This window comes from Komagataeibacter swingsii (assembly GCF_003207895.1).
GTDB classification, from domain to species: domain Bacteria; phylum Pseudomonadota; class Alphaproteobacteria; order Acetobacterales; family Acetobacteraceae; genus Komagataeibacter; species Komagataeibacter swingsii.
Window position 1 is genome coordinate 1 of sequence record NZ_NKUB01000016.1, and the last position, 23147, is coordinate 23147.

General features: G+C 60.0%; 18 protein-coding genes and 1 pseudogene. 9 read left to right on the forward strand and 10 right to left on the reverse strand.

All coding sequences use genetic code 11. The features are described from left to right. Nucleotides 1–483: 483 nt before the first annotated feature. Nucleotides 484–1962: a mannose-1-phosphate guanylyltransferase/mannose-6-phosphate isomerase gene (locus tag CFR76_RS11950; protein WP_110557240.1), complete on the reverse strand. Its 1479-nt coding sequence runs from the start codon at nt 1960–1962 to the stop codon at nt 484–486. A 70-nt stretch (nt 1963–2032) separates the two neighbouring features. On the opposite strand from CFR76_RS11950, the gene CFR76_RS18090 reads away from it, so the two are divergent. Further along, nucleotides 2033–2203: a hypothetical protein gene (locus CFR76_RS18090; RefSeq protein ID WP_167402122.1), complete on the forward strand. Its 171-nt coding sequence runs from the start codon at nt 2033–2035 to the stop codon at nt 2201–2203. Between the two features lie 74 nt (nt 2204–2277). Continuing rightward, on the forward strand, nt 2278–3609 hold the full coding sequence (locus CFR76_RS11955) for a UDP-glucose dehydrogenase family protein (protein WP_110557241.1): 1332 nt from the start codon (nt 2278–2280) through the stop codon (nt 3607–3609). A gap of 181 nt (nt 3610–3790) precedes the next feature. Here CFR76_RS11955 and CFR76_RS11960 read toward each other — a convergent pair whose 3' ends face one another. The 4 genes from CFR76_RS11960 to CFR76_RS11975 are packed head-to-tail and all read right to left on the reverse strand — an operon-like array spanning nt 3791 to nt 8269. After that, a complete protein-coding gene (locus tag CFR76_RS11960) occupies nt 3791–4756 on the reverse strand; it encodes a glycosyltransferase family 2 protein (protein ID WP_110557242.1) in 966 nt (321 codons plus the stop codon). Beyond that, nucleotides 4753–5898, reverse strand: coding sequence for a glycosyltransferase (locus tag CFR76_RS11965; protein ID WP_244191912.1), 1146 nt, complete (start codon nt 5896–5898; stop codon nt 4753–4755). The genes CFR76_RS11960 and CFR76_RS11965 overlap by 4 nt, the downstream gene beginning before the upstream one ends. A 50-nt stretch (nt 5899–5948) precedes the next feature. After that, nucleotides 5949–7115, reverse strand: a complete 1167-nt coding sequence (locus CFR76_RS11970; RefSeq protein WP_110557244.1) for a glycosyltransferase — start codon at nt 7113–7115, stop codon at nt 5949–5951. A gap of 44 nt (nt 7116–7159) precedes the next feature. Further along, nucleotides 7160–8269: a GumK N-terminal domain-containing glycosyltransferase gene (locus CFR76_RS11975; protein WP_110557245.1), complete on the reverse strand. Its 1110-nt coding sequence runs from the start codon at nt 8267–8269 to the stop codon at nt 7160–7162. Nucleotides 8270–8585: 316 nt separating this feature from the next. Between CFR76_RS11975 and CFR76_RS11980 the strand changes: the two genes are divergently transcribed. From CFR76_RS11980 to CFR76_RS18450, 5 genes and pseudogenes are all read left to right on the forward strand, one after another. Then, nucleotides 8586–9764, forward strand: coding sequence for an acyltransferase family protein (locus tag CFR76_RS11980; protein WP_110557246.1), 1179 nt, complete (start codon nt 8586–8588; stop codon nt 9762–9764). A 13-nt stretch (nt 9765–9777) separates the two neighbouring features. Further along, nucleotides 9778–11109 (forward strand): polysaccharide polymerase, encoded by a 1332-nt coding sequence (locus CFR76_RS11985; protein ID WP_110557247.1) that lies wholly within the window; start codon nt 9778–9780, stop codon nt 11107–11109. Continuing rightward, a complete protein-coding gene (locus CFR76_RS11990; protein ID WP_208623988.1) occupies nt 11106–12131 on the forward strand; it encodes a glycoside hydrolase family 5 protein in 1026 nt (341 codons plus the stop codon). Before CFR76_RS11985 ends, CFR76_RS11990 begins: the two co-directional genes overlap by 4 nt. Nucleotides 12132–12176: 45 nt before the next feature. Beyond that, nucleotides 12177–12735 (forward strand): annotated as a pseudogene (gene rfbC, locus CFR76_RS11995) (dTDP-4-dehydrorhamnose 3,5-epimerase). A gap of 269 nt (nt 12736–13004) precedes the next feature. Beyond that, nucleotides 13005–13250 (forward strand): sugar nucleotide-binding protein, encoded by a 246-nt coding sequence (locus tag CFR76_RS18450; RefSeq protein WP_244191914.1) that lies wholly within the window; start codon nt 13005–13007, stop codon nt 13248–13250. A 161-nt stretch (nt 13251–13411) separates the two neighbouring features. On the opposite strand, the gene CFR76_RS12005 is transcribed toward CFR76_RS18450, so the two are convergent. Further along, nucleotides 13412–14137, reverse strand: a complete 726-nt coding sequence (locus CFR76_RS12005; protein ID WP_110557278.1) for a hypothetical protein — start codon at nt 14135–14137, stop codon at nt 13412–13414. A 510-nt stretch (nt 14138–14647) separates the two neighbouring features. Here CFR76_RS12005 and CFR76_RS12010 point away from each other — a divergent pair. Together CFR76_RS12010 and CFR76_RS12015 are read left to right on the forward strand one after the other, a co-directional pair. Then, complete coding sequence (locus CFR76_RS12010) at nt 14648–15796, forward strand: DegT/DnrJ/EryC1/StrS family aminotransferase (RefSeq protein ID WP_110557249.1); 1149 nt, start codon at nt 14648–14650, stop codon at nt 15794–15796. 43 nt (nt 15797–15839) lie between these two features. Continuing rightward, nucleotides 15840–17228, forward strand: coding sequence for an FAD/NAD(P)-binding protein (locus tag CFR76_RS12015; RefSeq protein ID WP_110557250.1), 1389 nt, complete (start codon nt 15840–15842; stop codon nt 17226–17228). A 207-nt stretch (nt 17229–17435) separates the two neighbouring features. On the opposite strand, the gene CFR76_RS12020 is transcribed toward CFR76_RS12015, so the two are convergent. The 4 genes from CFR76_RS12020 to CFR76_RS12035 form a co-directional block, all read right to left on the reverse strand. Further along, nucleotides 17436–18803, reverse strand: coding sequence for a sugar porter family MFS transporter (locus CFR76_RS12020; protein WP_110557251.1), 1368 nt, complete (start codon nt 18801–18803; stop codon nt 17436–17438). A gap of 33 nt (nt 18804–18836) precedes the next feature. Then, nucleotides 18837–19964 (reverse strand): L-dopachrome tautomerase-related protein, encoded by a 1128-nt coding sequence (locus CFR76_RS12025; protein WP_110557252.1) that lies wholly within the window; start codon nt 19962–19964, stop codon nt 18837–18839. A gap of 115 nt (nt 19965–20079) precedes the next feature. Continuing rightward, the gene (gene xylB, locus CFR76_RS12030) at nt 20080–21549 is read right to left on the reverse strand and encodes a xylulokinase (RefSeq protein WP_110557253.1); all 1470 of its coding nucleotides are present in this window, start codon (nt 21547–21549) and stop codon (nt 20080–20082) included. A gap of 454 nt (nt 21550–22003) precedes the next feature. Then, complete coding sequence (locus CFR76_RS12035) at nt 22004–23146, reverse strand: acetoin dehydrogenase dihydrolipoyllysine-residue acetyltransferase subunit (RefSeq protein WP_110557254.1); 1143 nt, start codon at nt 23144–23146, stop codon at nt 22004–22006. Between the last annotated feature and the right edge of the window lies 1 nt (nt 23147).

Genomic DNA, 23147 nt, shown 5'->3' on the forward strand with positions numbered 1-23147 from the left:
CCATCCAGAATGCCTCCTTCAGAGAATGGTCTGCATCCTATGAATCACATTTTTAAACCGATGGGTACCCCGTGAGTCAGGCCAAACAATGGTTGGTATGAGTGCCTCGCTCATTTTGAAACATCTCCTGTCGGGGCGGAATGCAACCTGACGCCAGCAAGGGCTTCGCCTGCCATTTTCCGCATTGCACAATCGAGTGCGAAATGATCCTCATCTGTTGTTGTTTTTTACAGTACCCGGGATACCCTGTTTCCCTGCCCGGCATGTTCCGGGTATTTTGGGGCAAAAATATGTCACGACATCAATACATGGAAAGAATTTCCCACCCATATTTTATTCATGTAAATTTCATATTTATACAAGTACGTTATTGAAACGTAACGATATCGGCGCATATATGGCTATTCAGGCTGTTCAATAAAAAACCGGCTGTCCCATGCGTGAAACCTGCGCCAGCCTTTCACGCATGGGCCGACGCCTTCCTTACCGCCGGCCGTACGTGTCCTCGAAGCGGACGATATCGTCTTCGCCCAGATATGGACCCGACTGGACCTCGATCAGGGTCAGGGGAATGCGCCCCGGGTTTTCCAGCCGGTGCATACACCCTAACGGCAGATAGACACTTTCGTTTTCCTGCAACATAAGTTTTTCTTCATTCCGCGTGACGATCGCGGTCCCACTGACCACGACCCAGTGTTCCGCGCGGTGGAAATGCTTCTGCAGCGACAGTTTCTGGCCGGGATACACCACGATCCGCTTGACCTGGAACCGTTCCCCCTGAATCAGCCCTTCGTAAAAACCCCAGGGCCTGTAACAACGATTGTGAATTTCGGCTTCCGCCCGGCTGGCCAGCCTGAGCTGTGACACTAGGGCGGACACATCCTGCGCATAATCACGATGAATCGCGAGTACCGCATCAGATGTCACCACCAGCACGATATCCGTAAGCCCCGCCACGGCGGTCAGCATGCCTTCGCTGCGTACGTAACAGTTATGCGACTGTTCCAGCACGACATCGCCCACCGCCACATTGCCGCAGGCGTCCTTGTCGCCCAGTTCCCACAAGGCATTCCAGTTCCCGACATCCGACCAGCCCAGGTCGGCGGGAATGACCGCGGCGCGGTCCGTGCGCTCCATGACCGCGTAATCGATGCTGACATTGGGGGAACGCAGGAAGGCCGTGGTTTCCAGCCTGCGGAAAGTCAGGTCGTTTTCACTGTTGAGCAGCGCATGGCGCACGTTTTCCAGCACGTCGGGTTCATGCCGTTTCAGTTCCGCCAGCATGACGGATGCCGAGGCAAGGAACATGCCCGAATTCCACAGGTAGTCCCCCGCATTCAGCATTTCGGTCGCACGCAGGTGGTCGGGTTTTTCAATAAAGCGGGCAACGCGGTACACGCTGTCATCGGGGTGATCGGGATGCAGGGGGGCACCAAGGCGTATGTAGCCATATCCCGTCTCGGGCACATCCGGCTTCATGCCGAATGTGACGATGTAGCCTTCCCGCGCCACGGCCGATGCTTTTTCAAGAATGGCAGGCAGGCGCTCGGGATATCGGAAAACGGCATCGGCGGCCATGATCCACAGAAGGGTTTCGGGATCATCCTGCGCCGCCAGCAGGGCGGCGGCCGCGATCGCCGCGGCCGTATTGCGCACGGCGGGTTCGAGGATGATACGCCCGTCCTCGCACCCGTTTTCGCGCAACTGTTCCGCGACAAGGAAACGATGTGCGTTATTACAGACGACAATCGGCGGCGCGAATGCCGCACCGGCGGTACGCTGCAACGTTTCGCCGATCATTGTCCGGCTGGATGCCAGCGCCCAGAACTGCTTGGGGTGGCTTGCGCGTGAAACGGGCCAAAGCCGTGTTCCCGTGCCACCGGACAGGATAACGGGCGTGATGGTCCGGTTACGGGGTTCCGTTACGGATACGGTTATATCCGCTGCTGCCATAAACGTCATGATCGTGACTCCGTCCTGCGTGTTTCATGCTGCACGTATCCGCGGCTTCCCTAGGGAAACAGAACCGGCCATGGCGGACATTGATGTTGCGGATGCACTTAGCGGGAATTTTTTTGTCAAGAATGTGGTGCTTAAACATATTTTCGTCGTGATCATGCCCTTGTGTAGCATCCGCGTGACATATTCCGGGTTACGGATCATGCGCCCCTTATTACTTTCGGTTTTATTCAACCCGCTTTGAAAAGCTTTAGATTCCGGCCTGTTCCGGACAGCAGGCCGCGATACGAAATCAGGGAGGTCCAGGTGCGAATTGCTATGATTGGTGGAGGCTACGTTGGGTTGGTCTCCGGTACATGTTTTGCGGAATTTGGCACCGACGTTGCCATTGTCGAAACCAACCCGGACCGCCTGACCGCCCTGCGTGAAGGGCGCATCCCGATTTACGAACCCGGCCTGGACCGCCTGGTTGCGGAAAACGTGGAAGCCGGGCGCCTGACCTTTGGCGACGACATCGCCGCCGCGGTCAGGGGGGCCGATGCGGTGTTCGTGGCGGTGGGCACGCCATCGCGCCGGAGCGATGGGCAGGCGGATACAAGTTATGTCTATGCCGCCGTGGAACAGATCGCGCGCGTGGCGGACGGCTACACCGTCATTGTCACCAAATCGACCGTGCCCGTCGGCACGGGGCGCGAAATTGCGCGCATTGTGCGCAAGACGCGGCCGGACCTGGATTTCGATATCGCATCGAATCCGGAATTCCTGCGTGAGGGCAACGCAATTCAGGATTTCATGCGCCCTGACCGTGTCATTATTGGCACGGACCAATATAAACCGGAAGGGACGGAACGCGCACAGAACATATTGCGCAAGCTGTACCGACCGCTCTACCTGCTGGAAACACCCATTGTCTTTACGGGGCTGGAAACGGCGGAACTGATAAAATATTCCGCCAATTCGTTCCTTGCGATGAAAATCACCTTCATCAATGAAATCTCGGACCTGTGTGAAAAGGTGGGCGCCAACGTCAATGACGTGGCGCGTTCCATCGGTCTGGACGGGCGCATTGGCAAGAAGTTCCTGCACCCCAGCCCCGGCTTTGGCGGTTCGTGCTTTCCCAAGGATACGCGCGCGCTTACGGCAATCGGGCGCAATGCGGGGTCACCCGTGCGCCTGATCGAAACCACGGTCGCGGTCAATGACCAGCGCATGAAGGACATGGGCGAACGTATCATCGCCTTTGCCGATGGGGATGTACGCGGGCTTACGATCGGGGTGCTGGGGCTGACCTTCAAGCCTGAGACCGATGACATGCGCGAGGCGGCTTCCATTAGCATCCTCGACATGCTGGACAAGGGGGGCGCGCATATCCGTGCGTTCGATCCCGCCGGCATGACGACCGCCCGCCCCGTGCTGCCACAATCCGTAGCCTACTGCACGAATGCACTGGATGCGGCGAAAGGGGCCGACATCCTTGTAGTGCTGACGGAGTGGAACGAATTCCGCTCGCTTGCCCCGGAAAAACTGGCGCGGGAAATGAAGGGCCGCAAGATTGCGGACCTGCGCAATATCTGGGATCCCCGAACCATGAAGGATGCGGGGTTCAAATATATCTCGCTCGGGCGGCCGGACGCGGTACAGCCACGTTAGCCATATTAAAAAAATCCGGGCCATGCATGGCCCGGACAGGAACACGGCACCGTGCCACATGCCCATGAAACGTCATGGGCATTATCCGGCTCGCAGTACGAAACACCGCCTTTCCAAAAAAAGGCGGTGCCCGAAACATTCATTGCCTTATCAGTGTGCTATTTCACATCCGTATCCTGCATCAGGAATGGCATAACCTGCGCCTGAGTGCCGCCGCCACCTGCCGTATCATGGCAGGCAGAAAGGCGGGCCGCCGCATGATGCGCCGGAAAATCGCCCCCACCGCCCCCGAACGCAGCGCCACGGACACAAAATAGGAATCATCAAGCCGCTGCAGTCCCGCCGCACGCTGGTGCAACAGCGCCACCAGTTCGGGATTATCCCGGATACGGGGATCCCGCGCCAGCGCCAGCGCCGTATCATGCATGTCACGATAGGCAATGACCGTACGCGACATGCCCGATGCACGCCCACTGACACTGCCCTGGCGCTGCGTGTAAAGATACGTGGCGTGATCGACCAGGAAAAACCTGCCGCCAGCCATGAGGAAGGCGATCATGAGCAGGAAATCCTCCCCATGCCGCACCACGGGGTCATACCGTATGCCATGGGCAAGCATGAATTCCCGCCGGAAAACCGGCTTGAGCAGCCCCCAGTCAAACCCGTCCCCGCCCGAGCGGTTATGGGCGATGTAATCGCGCAGGCTGATAGGTGTACGCGGCACCTGTCCTTCCCCCATCGCACGGCCTGTCACCTGGCCCGCCATGGCGTCATAATAGGCCAGGTCGTCCGCCACCGCGTCACAATCCCCGGCTGCGGCACGCGCCATCAGCACCTCCAGCCGGTCGGGGGCGAAGGCGTCATCCGCGTCAAGAAAGGCGATCCAGTCACCCCGCGCGGCCCCCAGCCCCACGTTGCGCGCAACCGATGGCCCGCCGTTATACGGCGTGGACAAGACGCGGATACAGTCATGGGCACGCGCCACCCTGCCCAGCAGGTCTGGCGTACCATCGGTGGAACAGTCATCCACTATGATGATTTCCAGCGGCGCATGCGTCTGTTCCAGCGCGGAACTGACGGCGCGCATGATGAAGGCCTGCGCATTATAGGTGGTAATGACCAGGCTGACGGACATGGGAACGTTCATGGGATGCGTCCTGTCATACTGTCGTAAATGTTTTCCAGTGTCGCCGCCCAGCGGGCGACGTCATGCCTTTGCGCCACGAACGCCGGCCCGGCCGCGGACATGCGCGCGGCCAGATCATCATCGCGCAGCAGGTCCAGCAGGCGCGCGGCCAGCGTCATGACATCCCCTTCGGCAAAGGCGAAGCCTGTCGTGCCATCGATAATGCCCTCCGTCGCGCCGCCCCGCGCCGATGTCACGACCGGGACGCCACTGGCCTGGGCTTCCAGCAGGACCAGGCCCATGCCTTCCGCATCACCATTGGCGGCGGTGACACTGGGCAGGCAGAAAACACGGGCCTGTTCCAGCAGTGGCTGCATTTCGGCCGCCGCGTACCGCCCGTAAAACGAGACACCATCCATCCCCGTGGCAAGGCTGGCCAGCATCGGGCGTTCAGGGCCGTCACCGGCAATGACCAGTTGCGCGTCAGGCAGTTGCGCGCGCACGGTGCGAAAGGCGTCGATCAGGTAGCGACAGCCCTTTTTTTCCACCAGCCTGCCCGCGAACAGGATAACCGGCGCCCGCCGGGCAACCGGCAGGCCGGTCGGATGAAAGCGGTGGACATCGATCCCCATGGGACAGACATGGATGCGCTGTTCGGGCAGGCCCGCGCGCAGCGCGGCTTCACGTATGCTGTGGGATACCGCGACAAAACTGACCTGCGGCACGGTGGCCAGTTGCCTGAGCCTGCGCGGATAGGCCCGCCATCGCCGCCCCCCGCCACCGGCGGCGAACCAGTGCATATGGGTGGTGATATCCGATCCATGCAGCGTGACCAGCAGCGGCACATGCAACGCACGCGCCACGGGCCATGCCTCCACCCCGTCAAAACCGAAATGGGCATGTACCAGTGCGGGATTTACGGCACGCGCCAGTTTCATCATGCCCGGCACGGGACGTTCCAGGTAACGCGCCCCCATGCCGACCAGGCGCTGGAAAAACGTGGGCGGTCCGTCATGCAGCGCCCGGACGTCCATGCCATCCAGTGGCAGTTGCCCAACTGTCCGCTCCCCGATCAGCACGGGCCGCCAGCGTGTCAGGGCGCGGGCCTGGTCGCGCACGAACGTTTCCGACCATGGCAGGATCTGCGTTCGGTATATTGCCACACAGGGCCTGGATGCGCCGGGAACGGCTGTCCCTGCCTGTGGCGGCATTTTCATGCCGCGACGGCCTGCACGGAGGCGGCCTGGGACATGGGTACACCATGATGGGCATGCCCCCGGCGACAGGCCCGATCGGTACGCGAGGATTCGCGACCGAAACGCCGGACCAGCGGTGCAAGCAGTACGCCCAGCACAAGGTCCTTGTACATGGCGCGATTGCCGAAGGTCCAGAATGAACGCTCGCTGTATCCCCCTTCGCGCACCAGCCGCACAAAGGCTGCGATGCGACGTGGCAGGCTGCTGCCCGAACAGATTTCGGCACGCAGGGCATAAAGCGGTTCCAGCCCGCGCCATGCCTCCGCGGCGACGCGCGCACGGTTACGCATGGTTTCGGACCATGATGGCGTCCGGGCCAGATCGGCAAACATGTTGCTGTCCTGCACCGTCATGCGCGCAAGGTAGCGGTAGGTATCGGCCCGGTCTTCCAGCCGGTAGCGCCAGCGATCCACAAAGGTGGGCCTGGTCCGCTTGCCCGACCCCACCGTATTGCCCCCATGCAGCCGGTATTCCGTCAGTTCGTCATCCAGATAGACAATGGTGCCGACGCCGGATGCGACAAGGAAGAAAAACAGGTCATGCCCCATTTCCTTGCCCGGATTGTAATGGTCCCCCATGCGGCCCCACAGGGCGGCTGAAGGCTTCAGGTCAGCGCGGAATGTCTGCATGAACCCATAGGAAAAACACCATGGCTGCAACGTCAGCGGACGCGAAACGGGGGGAACGGGCGACGTTGCGTAAAAGGGGGAAATGGGCATCCGCCGTTCATTCACCAGATGCGCGTTATGAAAGACCATCATGACGTCGGGGTCATTCATGAACGCCTGGCGCACGCGTTCAAGGTTATTGCTTTTCCAGAAATCATCCTGGTCGCAAAAAGAAATCAGGTCGCCTGAACTCAGGCTGACCGCATGCATGAAATTGCCTTTGTAGCCAAGGCGTTGCGCATTGCGGTGGACCTGCACGGGAAAGGGCGCGGTGCGAGCGAAATCGGCCACGATGTCCAGCGTGGCATCGGTCGAGCCGTCATCCGTCACGACCAGCTCGGCCGGCAGGCATGTCTGTGCCGCCAGACTGTCCAGTTGTTCGCGGATATGGGCCGCTCCGTTATAAGTTGCCATGACAACCGAAATGCGTGGTCCGTTATCACCTGCCTCAGTCATGTTCTCGCTCTTTCCTAATACTTTACGCAGGGACAGGCCTGCATTCAGACACGCGTGTCGGGATAGGCTTCGGGGGTCAGGATACGCTGCACGATTTCGGGCCAGCTATGGGCCTCAAGCCCGATCACGTCCGATGACCGCAGGGCCGCGTCGATCGCGCGCCCGATGGATTGCGCATCCCCCGGCCTGTAACCATGGCGGCCGGGCGTATCGTTCAATGCAAAATCGGGACAGACGGCGGGAATGCCAAACAGCGCGAACTGCCGCAGCTTCAGGGACGTATCCAGCAGGTAACGGGGCGTGTTCGCGTCCCGGTACGGGGCGACACCAAAACTGGCATGCTGGAGATAGGACAGCGTGCGTTCAAACGCCATTTCGGGATGGATGATGATATTGGGCGCGTCCAGCCCATCCGCCGCATGGCCCGCACCGATGATATGGAAATCGATATCGGGCCTGATCCGTGCCGCAATCTGGAAAAAACCCGGGTCAAACAGCATCGAGCCGATCGAGACGCAACTGGTCCGGCCGGGCGCGTAGGGATCGGGGTAGGTTTTTTCGGCAATGCCACGATCAATGCCATGCGGCGCGAAAACGGCTGAACGCGCGTGGGGCAGGCGTTCAAGCAGATAGCGCGAGGGCATGCGCACCGTGTCGATCATGTCGAAATTTCGCACAAAATCATTCTTGATGGTATCCGCGCATCCCACGACTTCCAGGTCGTCGGACATCAGGTAAATAATACGCGCCGATGGATTAAGTTTCCTGACATCGGAAATAAATATCGGCGCCATGCCGGATTCAATAAAGACAGTATCGGCGCGCCGTATCCATCTTCGCGCGATGGCGGGCAGCATCTGGCGATACAGCCAGAACAACCCCCGCTCCACCGGCGCCAGCGCCGCACGGCGCATGTTGAACGGGTGCCATTTCATGCGCCACAGGTAACATTCCACGCCGTCCACCGTTTCCACCTGGTTGGCGCGATCGGCAAGGCTGGCGCGCGTATCCCCACGCCGCAGCGACAGCGTACTCAAGCCTATGGACAGGAACGCGGTGGGGCCACGGCGGGCCATCTCGGCTGCGATGAAATGGATACTCGCCTTACGCAAACTCCTGAAATCATGGACGGAAATAAACAGGGAGCGCGTCATGGAACTCTGGTCTCCTGCCGTGCGCCACGTTGGCGGCAGGCCGCATGCGCCTGGCGCGCGGCCCCTGGGTTCATATCGATTGCGCAAGGATGCCCGGGCCGTCACGCAACCCGTTTCACGCCGCGCCAAATCCACAGTGTGATTGCGGCAAGATAATGACATGATCGTGCCACGATAAAGGCGGCGGCACAAAGAATTGTGTAGGCACATTTTGCATTTTTTCTACATTTATATTCTGATACGGTGTGCCCGCCATAACAGAATCACTGTATTGCCGCACCACGCCATGCCATTCATGCATCCGGAGGAACCGACGATGTCGTCTGTGACGGAAACTTCGGGAACGGAACGAAATTATCTGCACCAGCTGACATCCCTGCGTGGCGTTGCATGCCTTGTCGTACTGTTCGGTCATGCCATACAGGTTTTCCGTTACCAGAACCCGCAACGCACGGGAGTACAGGCCGCGATGCATGACATCGTGACCTACGCATTCAATGCGGAAGCGGCTGTGGTGCTGTTTTTTGTGCTCAGCGGGTGCGTCCTGTCGCTGTCACTGCGCAAATATACGCATCTGACGGGCCGGATCGTCGGCAGCTTTTACGTCAAGCGCGTGTTCAGGATCTATCCACTGCTGTGGTTTTCCATCGGGCTGGCCATCGCCAGCATGGTTGTCGCGCGTGAATGGGTCGGCGACGGCGTATTTGTCGGCTGGCTGTCGCGTAATCTGCTAACGCCAGTGTCCATCCGCAACACCATCATGTCGGTTGCGGGCGTTTTTACCCGCTACAATGGGCCGATGTGGTCGCTGCGGGTGGAACTCATGTATTCCGTGGCCTTTCCGTTCCTGTTCTGGCTGGTGCGCGCGCCACGGCTGCGGGTGGTTACACTGGCCGGCCTTGCGGCCATCGCCCTGCTGCCCCTGCCGCATGAGGTTGGCACGGTCTTTGCCCTGTCCTTTGGGGCCGGCGCCCTGATCCCGCTGCTGCCGACAACGCTTTCCCCGCGCCACGGGGCTTATGCGCTGCTGGCGCTGGTTGTGCTGCTGTATGACCGCTACGGCCTGATGGCGATGGGGCTGAACCTGCCCGAACGCATTCCCGACATGATTGAAACGGTCGCGGCTTTCGTGCTGATCCGTGACCTGTATGCATCGGGGCGGCAGTACCGCCTGCTGCTCAGCAGGCCGGTCATCGCCATTGGCGAACTGTCCTATGGCATCTACCTGCTGCACCTGCCCATCATGCTGATGGTGTTCAGCATCATGGGGCATGTCATGGGGGCGCCCGCCCTCCTTTCGCATCCGTCACTGACCCAGGCGGGGCTGGGGGGCGCGACCGTCGTACTGACCACGGCGCTCGCGGCCATAACGTACAATATACTGGAACTGCCCCTGCATAACCTCGGCCGGCGGCTGGGCAATGCGCTGCTTGCGCAGCCCGCCCGTCCGGTATCCCCACCACAGGGTGCGGATACGCATGCCTCACACATCTGATACGGGAAGCACCATGTCCGCCACGGTCCATGCCCCCCTGCCCCACCGGTCCATGACCAGCACGCCCGCCCTGTCGCGGGCGGATGGCGTATCATGGCTGGTGGTGGCGGGCGCGATCTTCAACCTTGTCCTGTGCTTCATCAACACACGCCATGTCATCACGATCCGCAGTTCGGAAATCGTACTGTGCGAACTGGCCATCATCTTCCTGGCGTTTGTCGAGGTGCGCAACACGATTTCCCCCGCCGTGGTGCGCATTACGGGGGTGATGATCTGTTTCGAGATCGGGGCCAAGCTGATCAATCCCCGCCTGGACATGAAGATCCTGCATGACCTGGCCATCGCCTATGTCTTCTACCAGTTGGGCACCCGGTCCACCCTGCGGTCGGGTGAGCGCACCATGTGGGTGATGATGGCCATGATCATGTTCGTCGGCTTTTTCGAACTGCTGTTCACCAACCTGTTCGGCACGATATTCGATGTCTGGACCTATTACGTGAACAAGGGCGTCATCAGCAGCAGCACCGTCAATTACAGCAATACGAACCTGTTTATCAGCGGGAACCGGGGGGCCGCCGCGTCCCGCACGTTTTTCCAGTCCATATTCGGGTCGCACCGCGTCTCATCGCTGTTTCTGGAACCGGATTCACTGGGCAATTTCTCGGCCATCGGATTTGCATGGTGCCTCAGCACAAACCTTGGCTCCCGGTTGCGACATGCATTCCTGTTCTTCCTGTCGGGGCTGTGTTTCGTGCTGGCGGATTCGCGCTTTGCCTCCGGTTGCGCACTGGGCATGATCCTGTTGCGCATGACACCGTTTTACCGTTCCCGCTTCGTGGTGTTCGCCATGCCGGTCACCGTGATGATGGGCCTGATGCTGCAGGGCGCCAACCACGAAATGCCCGGTATCCTGCCCTCCATCATCGGGGACAACTTTTCCGGCCGCCTGCTGTTTTCCGGGCGGCTGCTGGATTACTGGAACCTGCCGCAATGGTTCGCCATGGCCCCGTCGCAGGTGTACACGGCCGATACGGGCTATGCCTATATCATCAACAACCTTGGCCTGCCGCTGACGCTGTTCCTGCTGGCGCTGTTTACCCTCCATCCCGCCCGCACCGAAGCCGCCATATCGATGAAGGCGATGATCTCGCTATATTTTTCCACATCCCTGTGCATTGGCGCATCGGTCTTCACCATCAAGACGGCGGCGTTGCTGTGGTTCCTGTACGGCACGACCAACAGCGTCGTTGCGCCATCGGAACCCGAAGTCAGGGAAAAGGCGCCTGAACGCCTGAAATCATTCCGTTTCAACCGATATACGCCCGCAGCGGAGCCTATCGCATGACATTGCCCCATTCCCCCCGCTTATGCCGCTGGCTTTGTGGCTGCGTGATCGCGGCCTCCCTTGCACTTTCCGCCCATGGGCAGGCGGATGCGCAGACATATCGCGGCGTCAACCTTGCGGGGGGTGCCTATTCCTCATCCAGACTGCCGGGCCGTTACGGGTATGACTACCTTTACCCTAAGCCCGCGGAAGTGGATTATTTCACCGCGCAGGGCATGAACACATTCCGCCTGTCGGTATTGTGGGAACGCCTTCAGCCTTCCCTGAATGGCCCGCTGGATGAAAAGGAACTGGAGCGCGTGCGGCAGTTCATTGCCTATGCGCAGGGCAAGGGGGCCACAACGGTACTCGATATCCATGATTACGGGCGCTATCGCGGGCAGGAAATCGGCTCCGCCGCCGTGCCGGATCCGGCCTTTGCCGATTTATGGTCGCGGCTGGCGCGGGCACTAGGCAATAACCCGCATGTCCTGTTCGGCCTGATGAACGAACCGCAGCAGCATTCGGCCGAGGCATGGAAAAACACGGTACAGGCTGCGATTGACGCCATCCGCAAGGCCGGAAGCCACAATACCATCCTCGTGCCCGGCATTGGCTGGGACAGCGCGCAGGGTTTCCCGAAACTGAATGGCGACGCGCTGGCGCAACTGCACGATCCTGACAACCGTCTGGTTTATGAAGTGCATGAATATTTTGATCCCGATGCATCGGGCACCAAACCGGCATGCATTTCACAAGACCAGGCCCTTGGCCGGCTCAGGCCCTTTACCGACTGGCTGCACGCCCACAAGGCGCATGGTTTCCTGGGGGAATTCGGGGTCAGCCGCCAGCCCGAATGTGTCGCCCTGCTCAGGCCCATCCTGTCGCACCTGCGTGAAAACGCGGATGTATGGGATGGATGGACCTATTGGGCGGCGGGACCACTATGGGGCAATTACATGTTTACGCTTGAACCTGACCACGGTCAGGACCGCCCCCAGATGACGGCCATTAAACCTTTCCTAAGCCCGACCAAGCAATAACGCGGATATGGCCGCCACCGCGCAGACAGGAGAACAGGGTATCCCATGGAAATACGGACATTTAATATCGCGGGCATGATTCTGCTCACCCCCCCCACGTTTTGGCGATGAACGTGGTTATTTTTCCGAAACATTCAACGCGGCCCGCATGAAGGAAATCGGCATTCCCGGCCCCTTCGTGCAGGATAATCACAGCCTGTCACGCCAGCGCGGCGTGATACGCGGGCTGCATTGCCAGCTTTCCCCCCATGCGCAGGGCAAGCTGATGCGCTGCACCCGTGGCAGCATATGGGATGTAGGCGTGGACATCCGTACGGGATCACCCACCTTTGGCCAATGGGTGGGGGCGACCCTGTCCGAGGAAAACGGGTCGCAGTTATGGATCCCGACCGGCTTCCTGCACGGTTTCTGCACATTAAGCGAAAATGCCGAGGTGCAGTACAAATGCACCGATTTCTGGGATCGTGACTGCGAACGCTCCGTGCGCTGGGATGACCCGCTGCTGGCGATCGACTGGCCTGTCGCGGAAAAGGACGCAATCCTGTCTGAAAAGGATGCAGCCGCCCTGCCCTTTTCCAATGTTGATGACTGGTTCCATATATAAAAGTCGACATCCGGACGCTTTTCATCAATGCATTGTTTTCAAGCACTTCCGAAAGAAGGCATGTAACCGCCTGCCTTTCCCGATCCATATGAAAGAGGAAGCCGCGCATATCGATTCTGGTAAGCGGGGCATGGCCAGCTTGCAACGGCGCTGTCGGACCATGACGGCGCGGTATGGGTCGGGCGACCGGAGTTCGATTTCGACCGGCCCGATACGATTGATGCCGTCATAAGGGCGCATAATCCCGCCGTGGTCGTGAATGCCGCGACATGGGTCTATTCCCCCATAACCGCAATTTCGTCCGCACGATGGTCAATGCCGCAACCCAGCGGCCGACCCTGCGGGTTATCAGTGACCAGATCGGCAACCCGACCAGCGCGGAGGCGCTGGCGGATGTCATCATGCATATTATCAGGCAGATCCGCGATACCGGATGGAAAACGCAATATGCCGGGATCTATCATGCAACCGGACAGCGGCAGGCAATCTGTACGACCTGGCCTGCACGGCGGTAAATGCCACAGCCGGTCATGGACGCCATCACCATTACCGACTGGCCCACACCGGCACGGCGGCCACCCGATGCGCGCCTTGACTGCGCGCGCTTAAGGCAGGTGTCCGGCTGTGCGCCCGGCCCGTGGGAACGCTTCTGCCACAGCCGGCATAAGCCCTTTCCCTACGGGGCGCCACATACCTGCCGCAGCCGTTCAGCCGCGCGCAGCATGGCGGCACGGTACAGTTGCCCCCGTGATACGGCACCGGGAAAACGGCCAAGTTCACGCTGCAATGCACTGCCACGCATAAAGTAATGACGCACGAAATGTGTCTGCCGCAACAGATTTGCAATATATCTTTTCTGATCCAGGACAGGATGAAGAAAGGTATGCCCGCTTTGTGGCAATACAAGTTCTGTCGATAATATGGGCGGGAACCAGGAATAGCGCGAAACATCACCATAGCGCGCAAGCGGGATGAAGGTCAGGTCCGCCGCCGCCACTTCGGATGCGACAAAGGCTTCCCCCAACGGCCAGAAACCCGTTTTATCCATATTGGCCGACATCGCGCGCCGCCGCTGCGCCAGATGGATCAGCGCACGACGGGAAAAAAACGAAATACAGTTCAGTGACGCCCGCAACTGCCCCGCGGGGTAAATACCCGTATGGAAACGGTGCCAGTACCATGCCGGTCCTGCATCAATGGAATGGGAAATGAAATCGGCCCCATCCGCGATCATGTCAGCCAGCAGGCGGCTGCCATTCCCGGCGATACAGGCGTCATATTCCACAAACAGGTAATAATCATAATCCGGAATCCGGGCCTGTACCTGATAATGGGTGTAGTCGGCGTTCCACCATAGCAGGCTGCCCTTTTCAAACCGGTTGGCAAATCCGAGCGCCAGCATTTCCGCGTTACATGTGCGTAACACGCGGCCATATGGAATGGTTCCCGCAAAACCATTTGTTTCATCAATGGAAATAAAAACATCCGCTTCAGGAAATGTTGACTGCAACCGTTGCAACTGCAGCCGCACGAAGCTGTCCCATGTATAGGTTTTCAACACAATCGCGCATTTTTTTCCTGCACTCACGTCAGTCATCCTGTGTTACTGGATTACATCACACACAAAATAAAACCGGTTTTCTTTACTTAGTTTTCGAATATGTCTGCAAGGATGGGAACGATCCGCAAATCATGAAATTGCATAAATTCCCTAGATTGTTTTAAAATATCATATATCTCGCGCCTGCATAGTAATCACATAAACGTGTGGTAAATAATATATTTATATTTGCATTGAATGTACACGAATTATCTGCTTTTAACGTAAACGGCCGACACGGTCCGCCACCTTCCCCGATATCCGCCAGACATCATGATCAGGCCATCTGTTTGACGAAACCGGAATACAGAAATGTCCTATACGGAAATATCCTTCATACGTTCCAATATTCCGAAAATAAGCCAGTTGGCCGATGGCATCAGCGCAATGGAAAACTCTGGCATCTACACCAATTACGGACCAATAAACCAGAAATTCGAAAAACGCCTGGTTGAACAGGTATTCAGTGGCGTCGGCCATTGCGTTACGGTATGCAACGCCACGATCGGGTTGATGATGGCGCTGAAATATGCAACGCGGCACAAGGATGCCCGTGTGGCGCGTTACGTCCTCATGCCATCCTTTACTTTCGCCGCGGCGGCGCATGCCGTGTTATGGGCAGGATTTACACCCCTGTTCTGTGATATTGACCCCTCGGACTGGATGGCGTCCCATGCGGCGGAAAATGAATTGCTGCATGAATACGGTGAACAGGTCGCAGCAATATTTCCCTACGCCACTTTCGGGAATGCAACCGACCTAAACCATTATACGGAACTGGAAAAACAGACAGGTATTCCCGTTGTCATAGATGCGGCCGCATCCCTTGGGGCGCATGACGCACTGGGACGGGGATTCGGGACCGGTTCGCCGCACGCCATCATATGTTCCCTGCATGCAACAAAAACAATGGGGATCGGGGAAGGCGGTTTCATTTACGCCAGCAACCCCGACATGATCGAAGCCCTGCGGGCCATGGGCAATTTCGGCTTTGGCCAGTTCCGCCACGCCACAATGCCCGGACTTAATTCCAAGCTACCTGAAATCGGGGCGCTGCTTGCCCTGTCGGGGCTGGATAACCTGGAACGCGTTGTTGAAAGGAAGTGCCGCATAGAACAGATGTATTACGACCATCTGCCCGGTTTCGGTTTCCAGCGGCAGCGCGGCGCACGCATGTCCTACCAGTTCCTGCCGGTACGCCTGCCCCCACGATACGCGCCGCACCGCAACGCGATACTTGCCCGCATGAAAGAAAGGCGGATCGGCACATCAACCTATTTTTCTCCCCACCTGTATGAACAGAGTTATTTCGCCAGCCATTGCAAGGCTGGCGACCTGCAGGCGACCAACGCGCTTGCCGCCTCCATCGTATCCTTGCCGTTATGGCACGAAATGACGCCGGAAATGGTGCGTTACGTGTGCCAGGAATTCATGAACGCCTGCAACGCTACAGATATGTAAGCCCCCGTTCCTTATCACTTATGGAAAACGGATACATGCAGCCATGTCCACAGATACGAAAACACCTGTCCTTATCGTTGGTGGCGGCCCGGCCGCCATTGCCGTCCTGCTTGCGGCCTCGCGCATAGGCGAACTGCCACGCCTGCTTGATGAGGGCCTGACGCTGGTTGAGCGGGAGCCGCAAATCGGTTCGGGCACGCTGGGGCGATATGTCATCAATTCCGACAGCGCGGCGGAAACATTCGTCGATGCGATAACGGATAATCCGGTGCCCGAACTGGCGCGCCTGACCCACCATCCACTGGTGGAAATGATACGCAGCCGGGGCAGGCTCCCGTTACCGCTGCGTGTTGTCGCGGATTTCCTGGATATGGTGGGGCAGGTACTGACAGCCCTCATCACGGCCCACCCCGCATCACGGATACTGACCGGGTGGCAACTGAAAAGCCTGCACCAGACCGTGGATGGCAAATGGCGGGGCTACCTTGCCTCCAGCGACGGGGCACATACGCAGCACCTCATCGCCAACAAGGTCGTACTGGCAATGGGCGCGCACCAGCCGGAACAGCGGCTGCATGATGAAGTGGTGGGGGATGGCCCCCTGCTGCCCCGCCATGCAGGCCGGGTCATGCAATCCGACGAACTGCTTTCCCCCGATGGCATCACCAGATTACGCACCATGACGGCAGGACAGGAAACCCCCAGGATTGCCGTGATCGGCGGCGCGAGCAGCGCATTGTCTGCCGCACATGTCATAATGCGTGACATGGCGGACCGCATTGCGCCAGGCAAGCTGACACTGCTGCACAAATCCCGCCTGAAACTGTTTTACCGTACGGCGGAAGAAGCCGTGGCGGATGGGTACACCGAATTCCATGAAGAGGATATCTGCCCGGTCAGCCAGTTCGTCTACCGTTTTGGCGGCCTGCGTTATGATTCGCGCAACCTGGCCATGCGGTTGATGGGCATTGCCGGCGCCCCGCCCGAACCCCGCCTGCATGACGTGCGGATAACGGACGACAACCATGCGGAAGTACGGGCCATCGTGGATAATGCCGATGCCATTATCGCCTGCCTTGGCTACCGGCCCCGCCGTATCAGCATGATCGATGCGTATGGCCGCCCGATCGCCCTCTGCGCCGATGCCCCCGATGGCTGCCTGACCGGCCCGGAATGCGGGATCCTGAATGCAGCGGGACAGGAAATCCCGGGCCTGTTTGGCCTGGGCCTGGCATCGGGATTCCGCCCCACGGGGGCGATAGGGGGCGAAGCCAGTTTCCGCGGCCAGGTCAACAGCCTGTGGCTATGGCAGACCGCCATTGGGGAAAAGATCCTCCATCATCTCCTGCCGCCCGAAACGTCCCTGCTGGTCCCCACGCCGTGCCTGCGCGCGCCCGTACTGGAACCCGCGCGCGGGCATCTCCATCCCTGAATATCCATTTTCTGTATAACCAGAGCATGCGGGACGTTTTTTACTGTCCCGCCATATCCATTTTATCCAACACTGTTTGAAACGGGCCGCCCCCTGGCGCATACAGAAAATATAAAGAAATTTTGGGGAAGCTTTTTTCATAAAGCTAGGAAAGAACGCCGCCTTTCTGAAAAAGGGCGGCATCCAGAAACATTTGCTTCCATTTACTCAGGTCAGGGTATTGAACGTACCCGCCTTCAGCGCCGTTTCAATTTCTTCCAGCGACCGCCCGCGCGTTTCGGGCACGTAACGCCAGACAAAAGCAAAGGCGAGCAGATTGATCGCGGCATACATCCAGAACGTGCCCGCCGCCCCCAGCGCCTGCACCAGCGACAGCGTGGTCAGGGAAATCAGCAGGTCCGCCGTCCAGTGCGTCGCCGCGACTAGGCTCATGCCCTTGCTGCGGCACGACAGGGGATAGACCTCCGCCCCCACCAGCCATATGGCGACAGACAGGCTGCCCACATTGAATATGGCATAACAGACCACCGCCGCCGCCGTTATCCATGTATTGATGCCGTGGGTCGACCCGATGGCGAACATCGTCCCCAGCACCATGAGGGAGACAACCGCACCGGGAATAAGCCGCAACAGCAGCCTGCGCCGCCCCCATGCATCCACCGCCCAACTGCCAAATGCGGTGGACAGCACCATGGCGACCCCGATGGCGATCGAGGTCAACAGAGCGGATGACTGCCCGAAGCCGACACCTGCGAAAATGGTCGGTGCATAATATAGCACCGCGTTGATGCCGGTAATCTGGCAGAACAGCGCCACCCCGACCGATGCAATCACCGCCGGGCGCACCCATGGCTGCAGCAATGCGGACCATGGGGCCTGCTCGTCATGCATCGCGACAATGGAATCCAGTTCGGCCCGCGCGGCCTGGGGGTCACGCCGCAGGCGTTGCAGCACCTCGAACGCGCTTTCAAGGTTTCCCTTCATGGCCAGCCAGCGCGGACTGCGTGGCAGGACCGACATGCCGACAAACAGGATGATGGCGGGCACGATGCCCAGCCCGAACATCAGCCGCCATGACTGGTGCCGGCACAGATACCCCGCAATGAAGGAAACAAGGATGCCGCACACGACCGCAAGCTGGAACAGGACCACCATCTGCCCGCGTTTTTCACGCGGGGCGATTTCCGCGATATAGACCGGCACGATCTGCGAGCACATGCCCACCGCCAGCCCGAGAATGAACCGCGCGCAGACCAGTATTCCCACCCCGGGCGCCAGCGATGCGACCAGCGTGCCGACAATGAACACAAGGGCCGCGAACATGATCATGTAACGCCGCCCCAGCCGGTCCGACAACGGGGCCGCCATAAGGCAGCCCCCCAGCGCCCCGGCCACGATGGCGGATGTCACGACCTGCTGCCCCAGCGTGCCGAGGGTGAAATCGGTGGTGATCTGCAGCAGGGCTGCGGAAATGATGCCGGTATCGTAACCGAACAGCAACCCACCCGTTGCGGCCACCCCCGCAATCAGGTTCACGATACCGGTTCCGGGGGCCGTCTGCCTGTCATGCGCCATTATTATGCGTTCTTTCCAGCTTGCCCTTCAGGCTTATTTCAGGGGAATGCGCACCACCAGCCATGGCCGCTCTTCCATGTCGTGGCCGTCATGGAATACGGGCAGCCGCCCCCACTGGCCGACCGTCAGCCACAGGGCGCCGTCCTTCAGGGTCAGTCCATCCGGGGCGATCAGGCGCGGGTCATGCGCGACAACGGACAGGTGGCCATCCGCCGTGCGACGCAGCACGGCGTGACGTTCGATGTCCGTCAGGTACAGGGTATTGTCCGGGCCGGTCGCCATGCCATCGACCACCGCGTCTTCCCCCTCGTCGCGCACGGCGCGTTCCAGTTGCGCGGGCTTGACGGCAGGATCGGCCAGCAGGGCCGTGGGGGCGCTGTACAGCCTGCGGCTGGACAGGGGTTGCCAGTACAGGCGGCTTGAATCCGTGCTCAGCGTCACGCCATCAATGCCCCCCTGTCCCATGGCCGGGTGCGCCATGTCATAACGCAGCATCTGCCCGTCCAGTTCCATGGCGAAACCCGGTTCCGCACGGGTCGAAGGCGAGTTTTCCAGCACGCGCCGCGCCCGCCCGCTGGCAATGTCGACCACGATGATCGCCGGATGGTCCATAAGCGAGGTATCGCTGACATAGGCCGTGCCCTGCGCGCCATGCGTCATGTCCACACGCACGTCATTGACATGGCTGTCAGGCCGCGTGGCGCCAGCGCCCAGCGGTATGGTCGCCACGATCCGCCCGGTATGCCCGTCCAGCCCGATCAGCGCCGGGGCGGCCGGTGTGGTCTGCCCGGCCACGATGCCTTCATCCACGATCCACAGCCGGCCGGTTGCATCCACCGTCATGCCAAGGGGGGAGACGAAACGCGCCTGCGTTGCCTCATCGGGAAAGGGAACGGCCCTGCCTTTCTCCAGCACGCCCAGGCGCGGTCCCTTATGGTCGGCGGCACTGCGCGGGAAGGCCAGCACGATACGCCCGTCGGGCAGGGTTGCGATGCCCGATGGCTGCATGTCGTAAAAGCGCGCGACAACGCTGATATCACCCGACGGTGCCGCGCCATGATCCACGCTGTCGCGGGCAATCGCCGCCACGGGGGCCAGCAGCCCCAGCATGGCCGCCGCACATGCGGGATATAATGCCTTGTGAAATAAACCTGTCTTCATAATGCTCTCTGCTTTCCCCTGTTCATGCCCGATATGGGCGGCATGGTCGTTATAGGCCTATAACAGCCTTTTACCCGACCGGGACATGCCACGGGCACGGTAGCGCGCCCATTCTTCAGGCGGGCTGCGCGTCCATTGCGGAACGAAGGGCGGGATAGAGCCTGCGGTAGAACGCCAATGGCGCGGCGTAGGCATGGGCCAGTTCGGGATCGGGAACCAGCGTTTCCTCGCGCTGCTGCGGCAGGCAGACGGCCTCCACCGCCTCCCCCGTCACGGCAATGCGGGCTAGGCGGGCGGCGCCGAATGCGCCCCCCTGTTCCCCATGCGCCAGCCGGTGCAGCGACAGGCCCGTGACGCTGGACAGGATGGAGACCCATGTGCGGCTGTTGGACCCGCCACCGATCACATCCGCCTGCGTCACGATGGAACCGGCATCCGCCAGCACGTCCACCACGTCGCGGAAGGAAAAGGCGACCCCTTCCAAAACGGCCTGCGTCATGTCCGCGCGCGTGGTATTGTGGGACAGGCCGGCAAACATGCCACGGACATGCCCGTCATTATGGGGTGTCCGCTCACCCGACAGGTAGGGCAGGAAGACAACAGGCGATGGCCGCGTCACGCGCGCGGGCAGTTCCGCCAGCAGGTCGCGTTCCGCCATGCCGGTGGTGCGCGCCCACCACGCCAGCGAGGATGCGGCCGACAGTGTCACCCCCATCTGGTGCCATGTATCAGGCACGGCATGGCAGAACGCATGGATCCCGCCCTGTGGATGCGGCCGGAAACGGTCGGTTGTTACCCACAACACGCCCGACGTGCCCAGCGACAGGAAGGATGACCCGGCCCTGACCGCGCCCAGCCCTACCGCACCCGCTGCGTTATCTCCCGCGCCCCCTGCCAGGACCGGGCGCGTCTTCATGCCCCAGCGCCGGGCGATGGCCGCATCCAGTACGCCCGCGGGCGCCGTGCCTTCCACCAGTGCCGGCATATTGTCACGCCGCAGGTCGGTTGCCGCCAGCGCGTCATCGGACCAGCGGCGCTGGCCCACATCCAGCCACAAAGATCCCGAGGCATCCGACATATCCTCGATCATGTCGCCGGTCATGCGGTAACGCAGCCATGCCTTGGGCAGCAGGACATGGCGGGTCGCGGCAAAGACCTCCGGCTCATGTTCCGCCACCCAGAGCAGCTTGGGCGCGGTAAAGCCCGACATGGCGATATTGCCGCATATTTCACGGCTTTTGGGAAACCTGTGCTCGAATTCCGCGCATTGCGCCACCGCGCGCACGTCATTCCACAGGATACACGGACGCAGCACGCCACCATCCCGCCCCAGCAGGACCGCGCCATGCTGCTGGCCAGACAGGCCAATGCCCGTGACCTGCGCCATTTCCCCCGGATGGGCCGCAACCAGCGCGTCCATGGTTCCCAGCAGGGCCGTCCACCAGTCCTGTGGCGCCTGTTCATTCCAGCCCGGGTGTGGGGAGCTGACACGCAGCGGACTGGAATGGCTGCCTATGACATGCTGATGGCTATCGACCAGAACGGCCTTGAGGGCGGACGTGCCCAGATCAATTCCGACAAACATTATTATTATTCCCATGCCGTAACTGGCTTTCCAGTCCGGCTGTTCTTGCTTTGCCGCTTTGTTATGCCCCAAGTGAATACACATCGGGGATGGCATGGCAAGCATGGGTGGGACACCTTCTGGTGACCTGCAATCACAGAAAATTTTCCGTCATCCCGATGTATTACACAATATTACGGATGACGCAGGAACAATATCCGCGATTATTCCAAATATGAAACTGTTCCCTGTGTGAAGGGCCGTTTCCTTACTTCCATGAAAGACCCAGCCCCCCACAGGGATGCCCTGGGGCGGATCATTCGATAAAATATCCAAAGGCACGCCGCCTTTAAAAAAAAAGGCGACGCCCAAAAACTTTTATTTCTTTCTCCATGGGCTGTTTCAAAACAGCCGCCTGACCGGAAGTGGCCATGCAGGCCAAAACCTGCATGCCATCGTGAAACGCCCTTTGTATTTACGTGGCGACAACTTTTGATTTCATGAAGTCTTCCACCATTCCGTTGACCTTATCCGCGCATTCAAGCTGCGGCATATGCCCGATATCAGGCAGGATGTGCCGTTCGACAGAAGTGGACAGGCCATCAGCCTGTGTCACGGGCAGGATTTCATCCTCCCGGCCCCATATCACCGTGACCGGAACACCCACCGCCGCCAGTACGGGACGCAGGTCATCGCCCTGATGCCCGCCCGGGAAACAGGCATCCGCCACCGTGCGCAGGGCGGCCTGCACCCCATCCAGCCGTTTGTAGCGCAGCACGTCATCGGACATGCGCCGCCCGATCAGCGATTTGTCATGCACCAGGTATTTCAGCACGTCCTGCACCGCGCGCACGCGATCGGCTTCGATAAAGCCGTTGATGAAGGTCATGTTGATCTGCGGCCCAAGCCCGGCGGGCGCCACCAGCACCAGCGAGGCCACGCTGTGCGGCGCCGTATGCGCCAGGGTCAGCGCAATGCCACCGCCCAGCGAATGCCCCATGACATGCGCCTGCCTGATCTTGAGCTGCGCCAGAAGCTGCGCCGTCACATCGGCAAAGAACGCCAGCGTGCCCGGCCCGACATCCTTTGACGATTCGCCATGTCCCGGCAGGTCGAAGGCTATGACACGCCGCCCGTGCGCAAGGGCGGCGTGATTGAGCATCCAGTTTTTCAGGTCACCGCCAAACCCGTGGATCAGCAGCAGAGGCGTGCCATCGCCCTCCCCGCGTTCATGCACGCGCAGGGTGTGGTCGCCCACCGTCATCATGACCGGTTCATCAACCGGCGCGCTGTCCGACTGCGCATCGGATGATGCGGCAAAGTCAGCCTGGAAACGGGTAATGAAGGCGTCAATATCCGTATCAGGCACCGCCGGGTCCGCCACCACGCCAATCAGCGCGCCCACGGGCAGCATTTCACCGTTCCCTGCGACCTGTCGCCGCAACGTGCCGGTGACGGGGCTTTCAAAGGCATTGGTGATCTTGCTGGTTTCGATATCAACCAATTCGTCGCCGGTTTTTATGGCCGCGCCCGGCTCGACCATCCACCCGGCAATCTTGCCTTCGGTCATGGCCAGCCCGAATTTGGGCATGGTGATGGGGGTTATGTCATGGGTCATG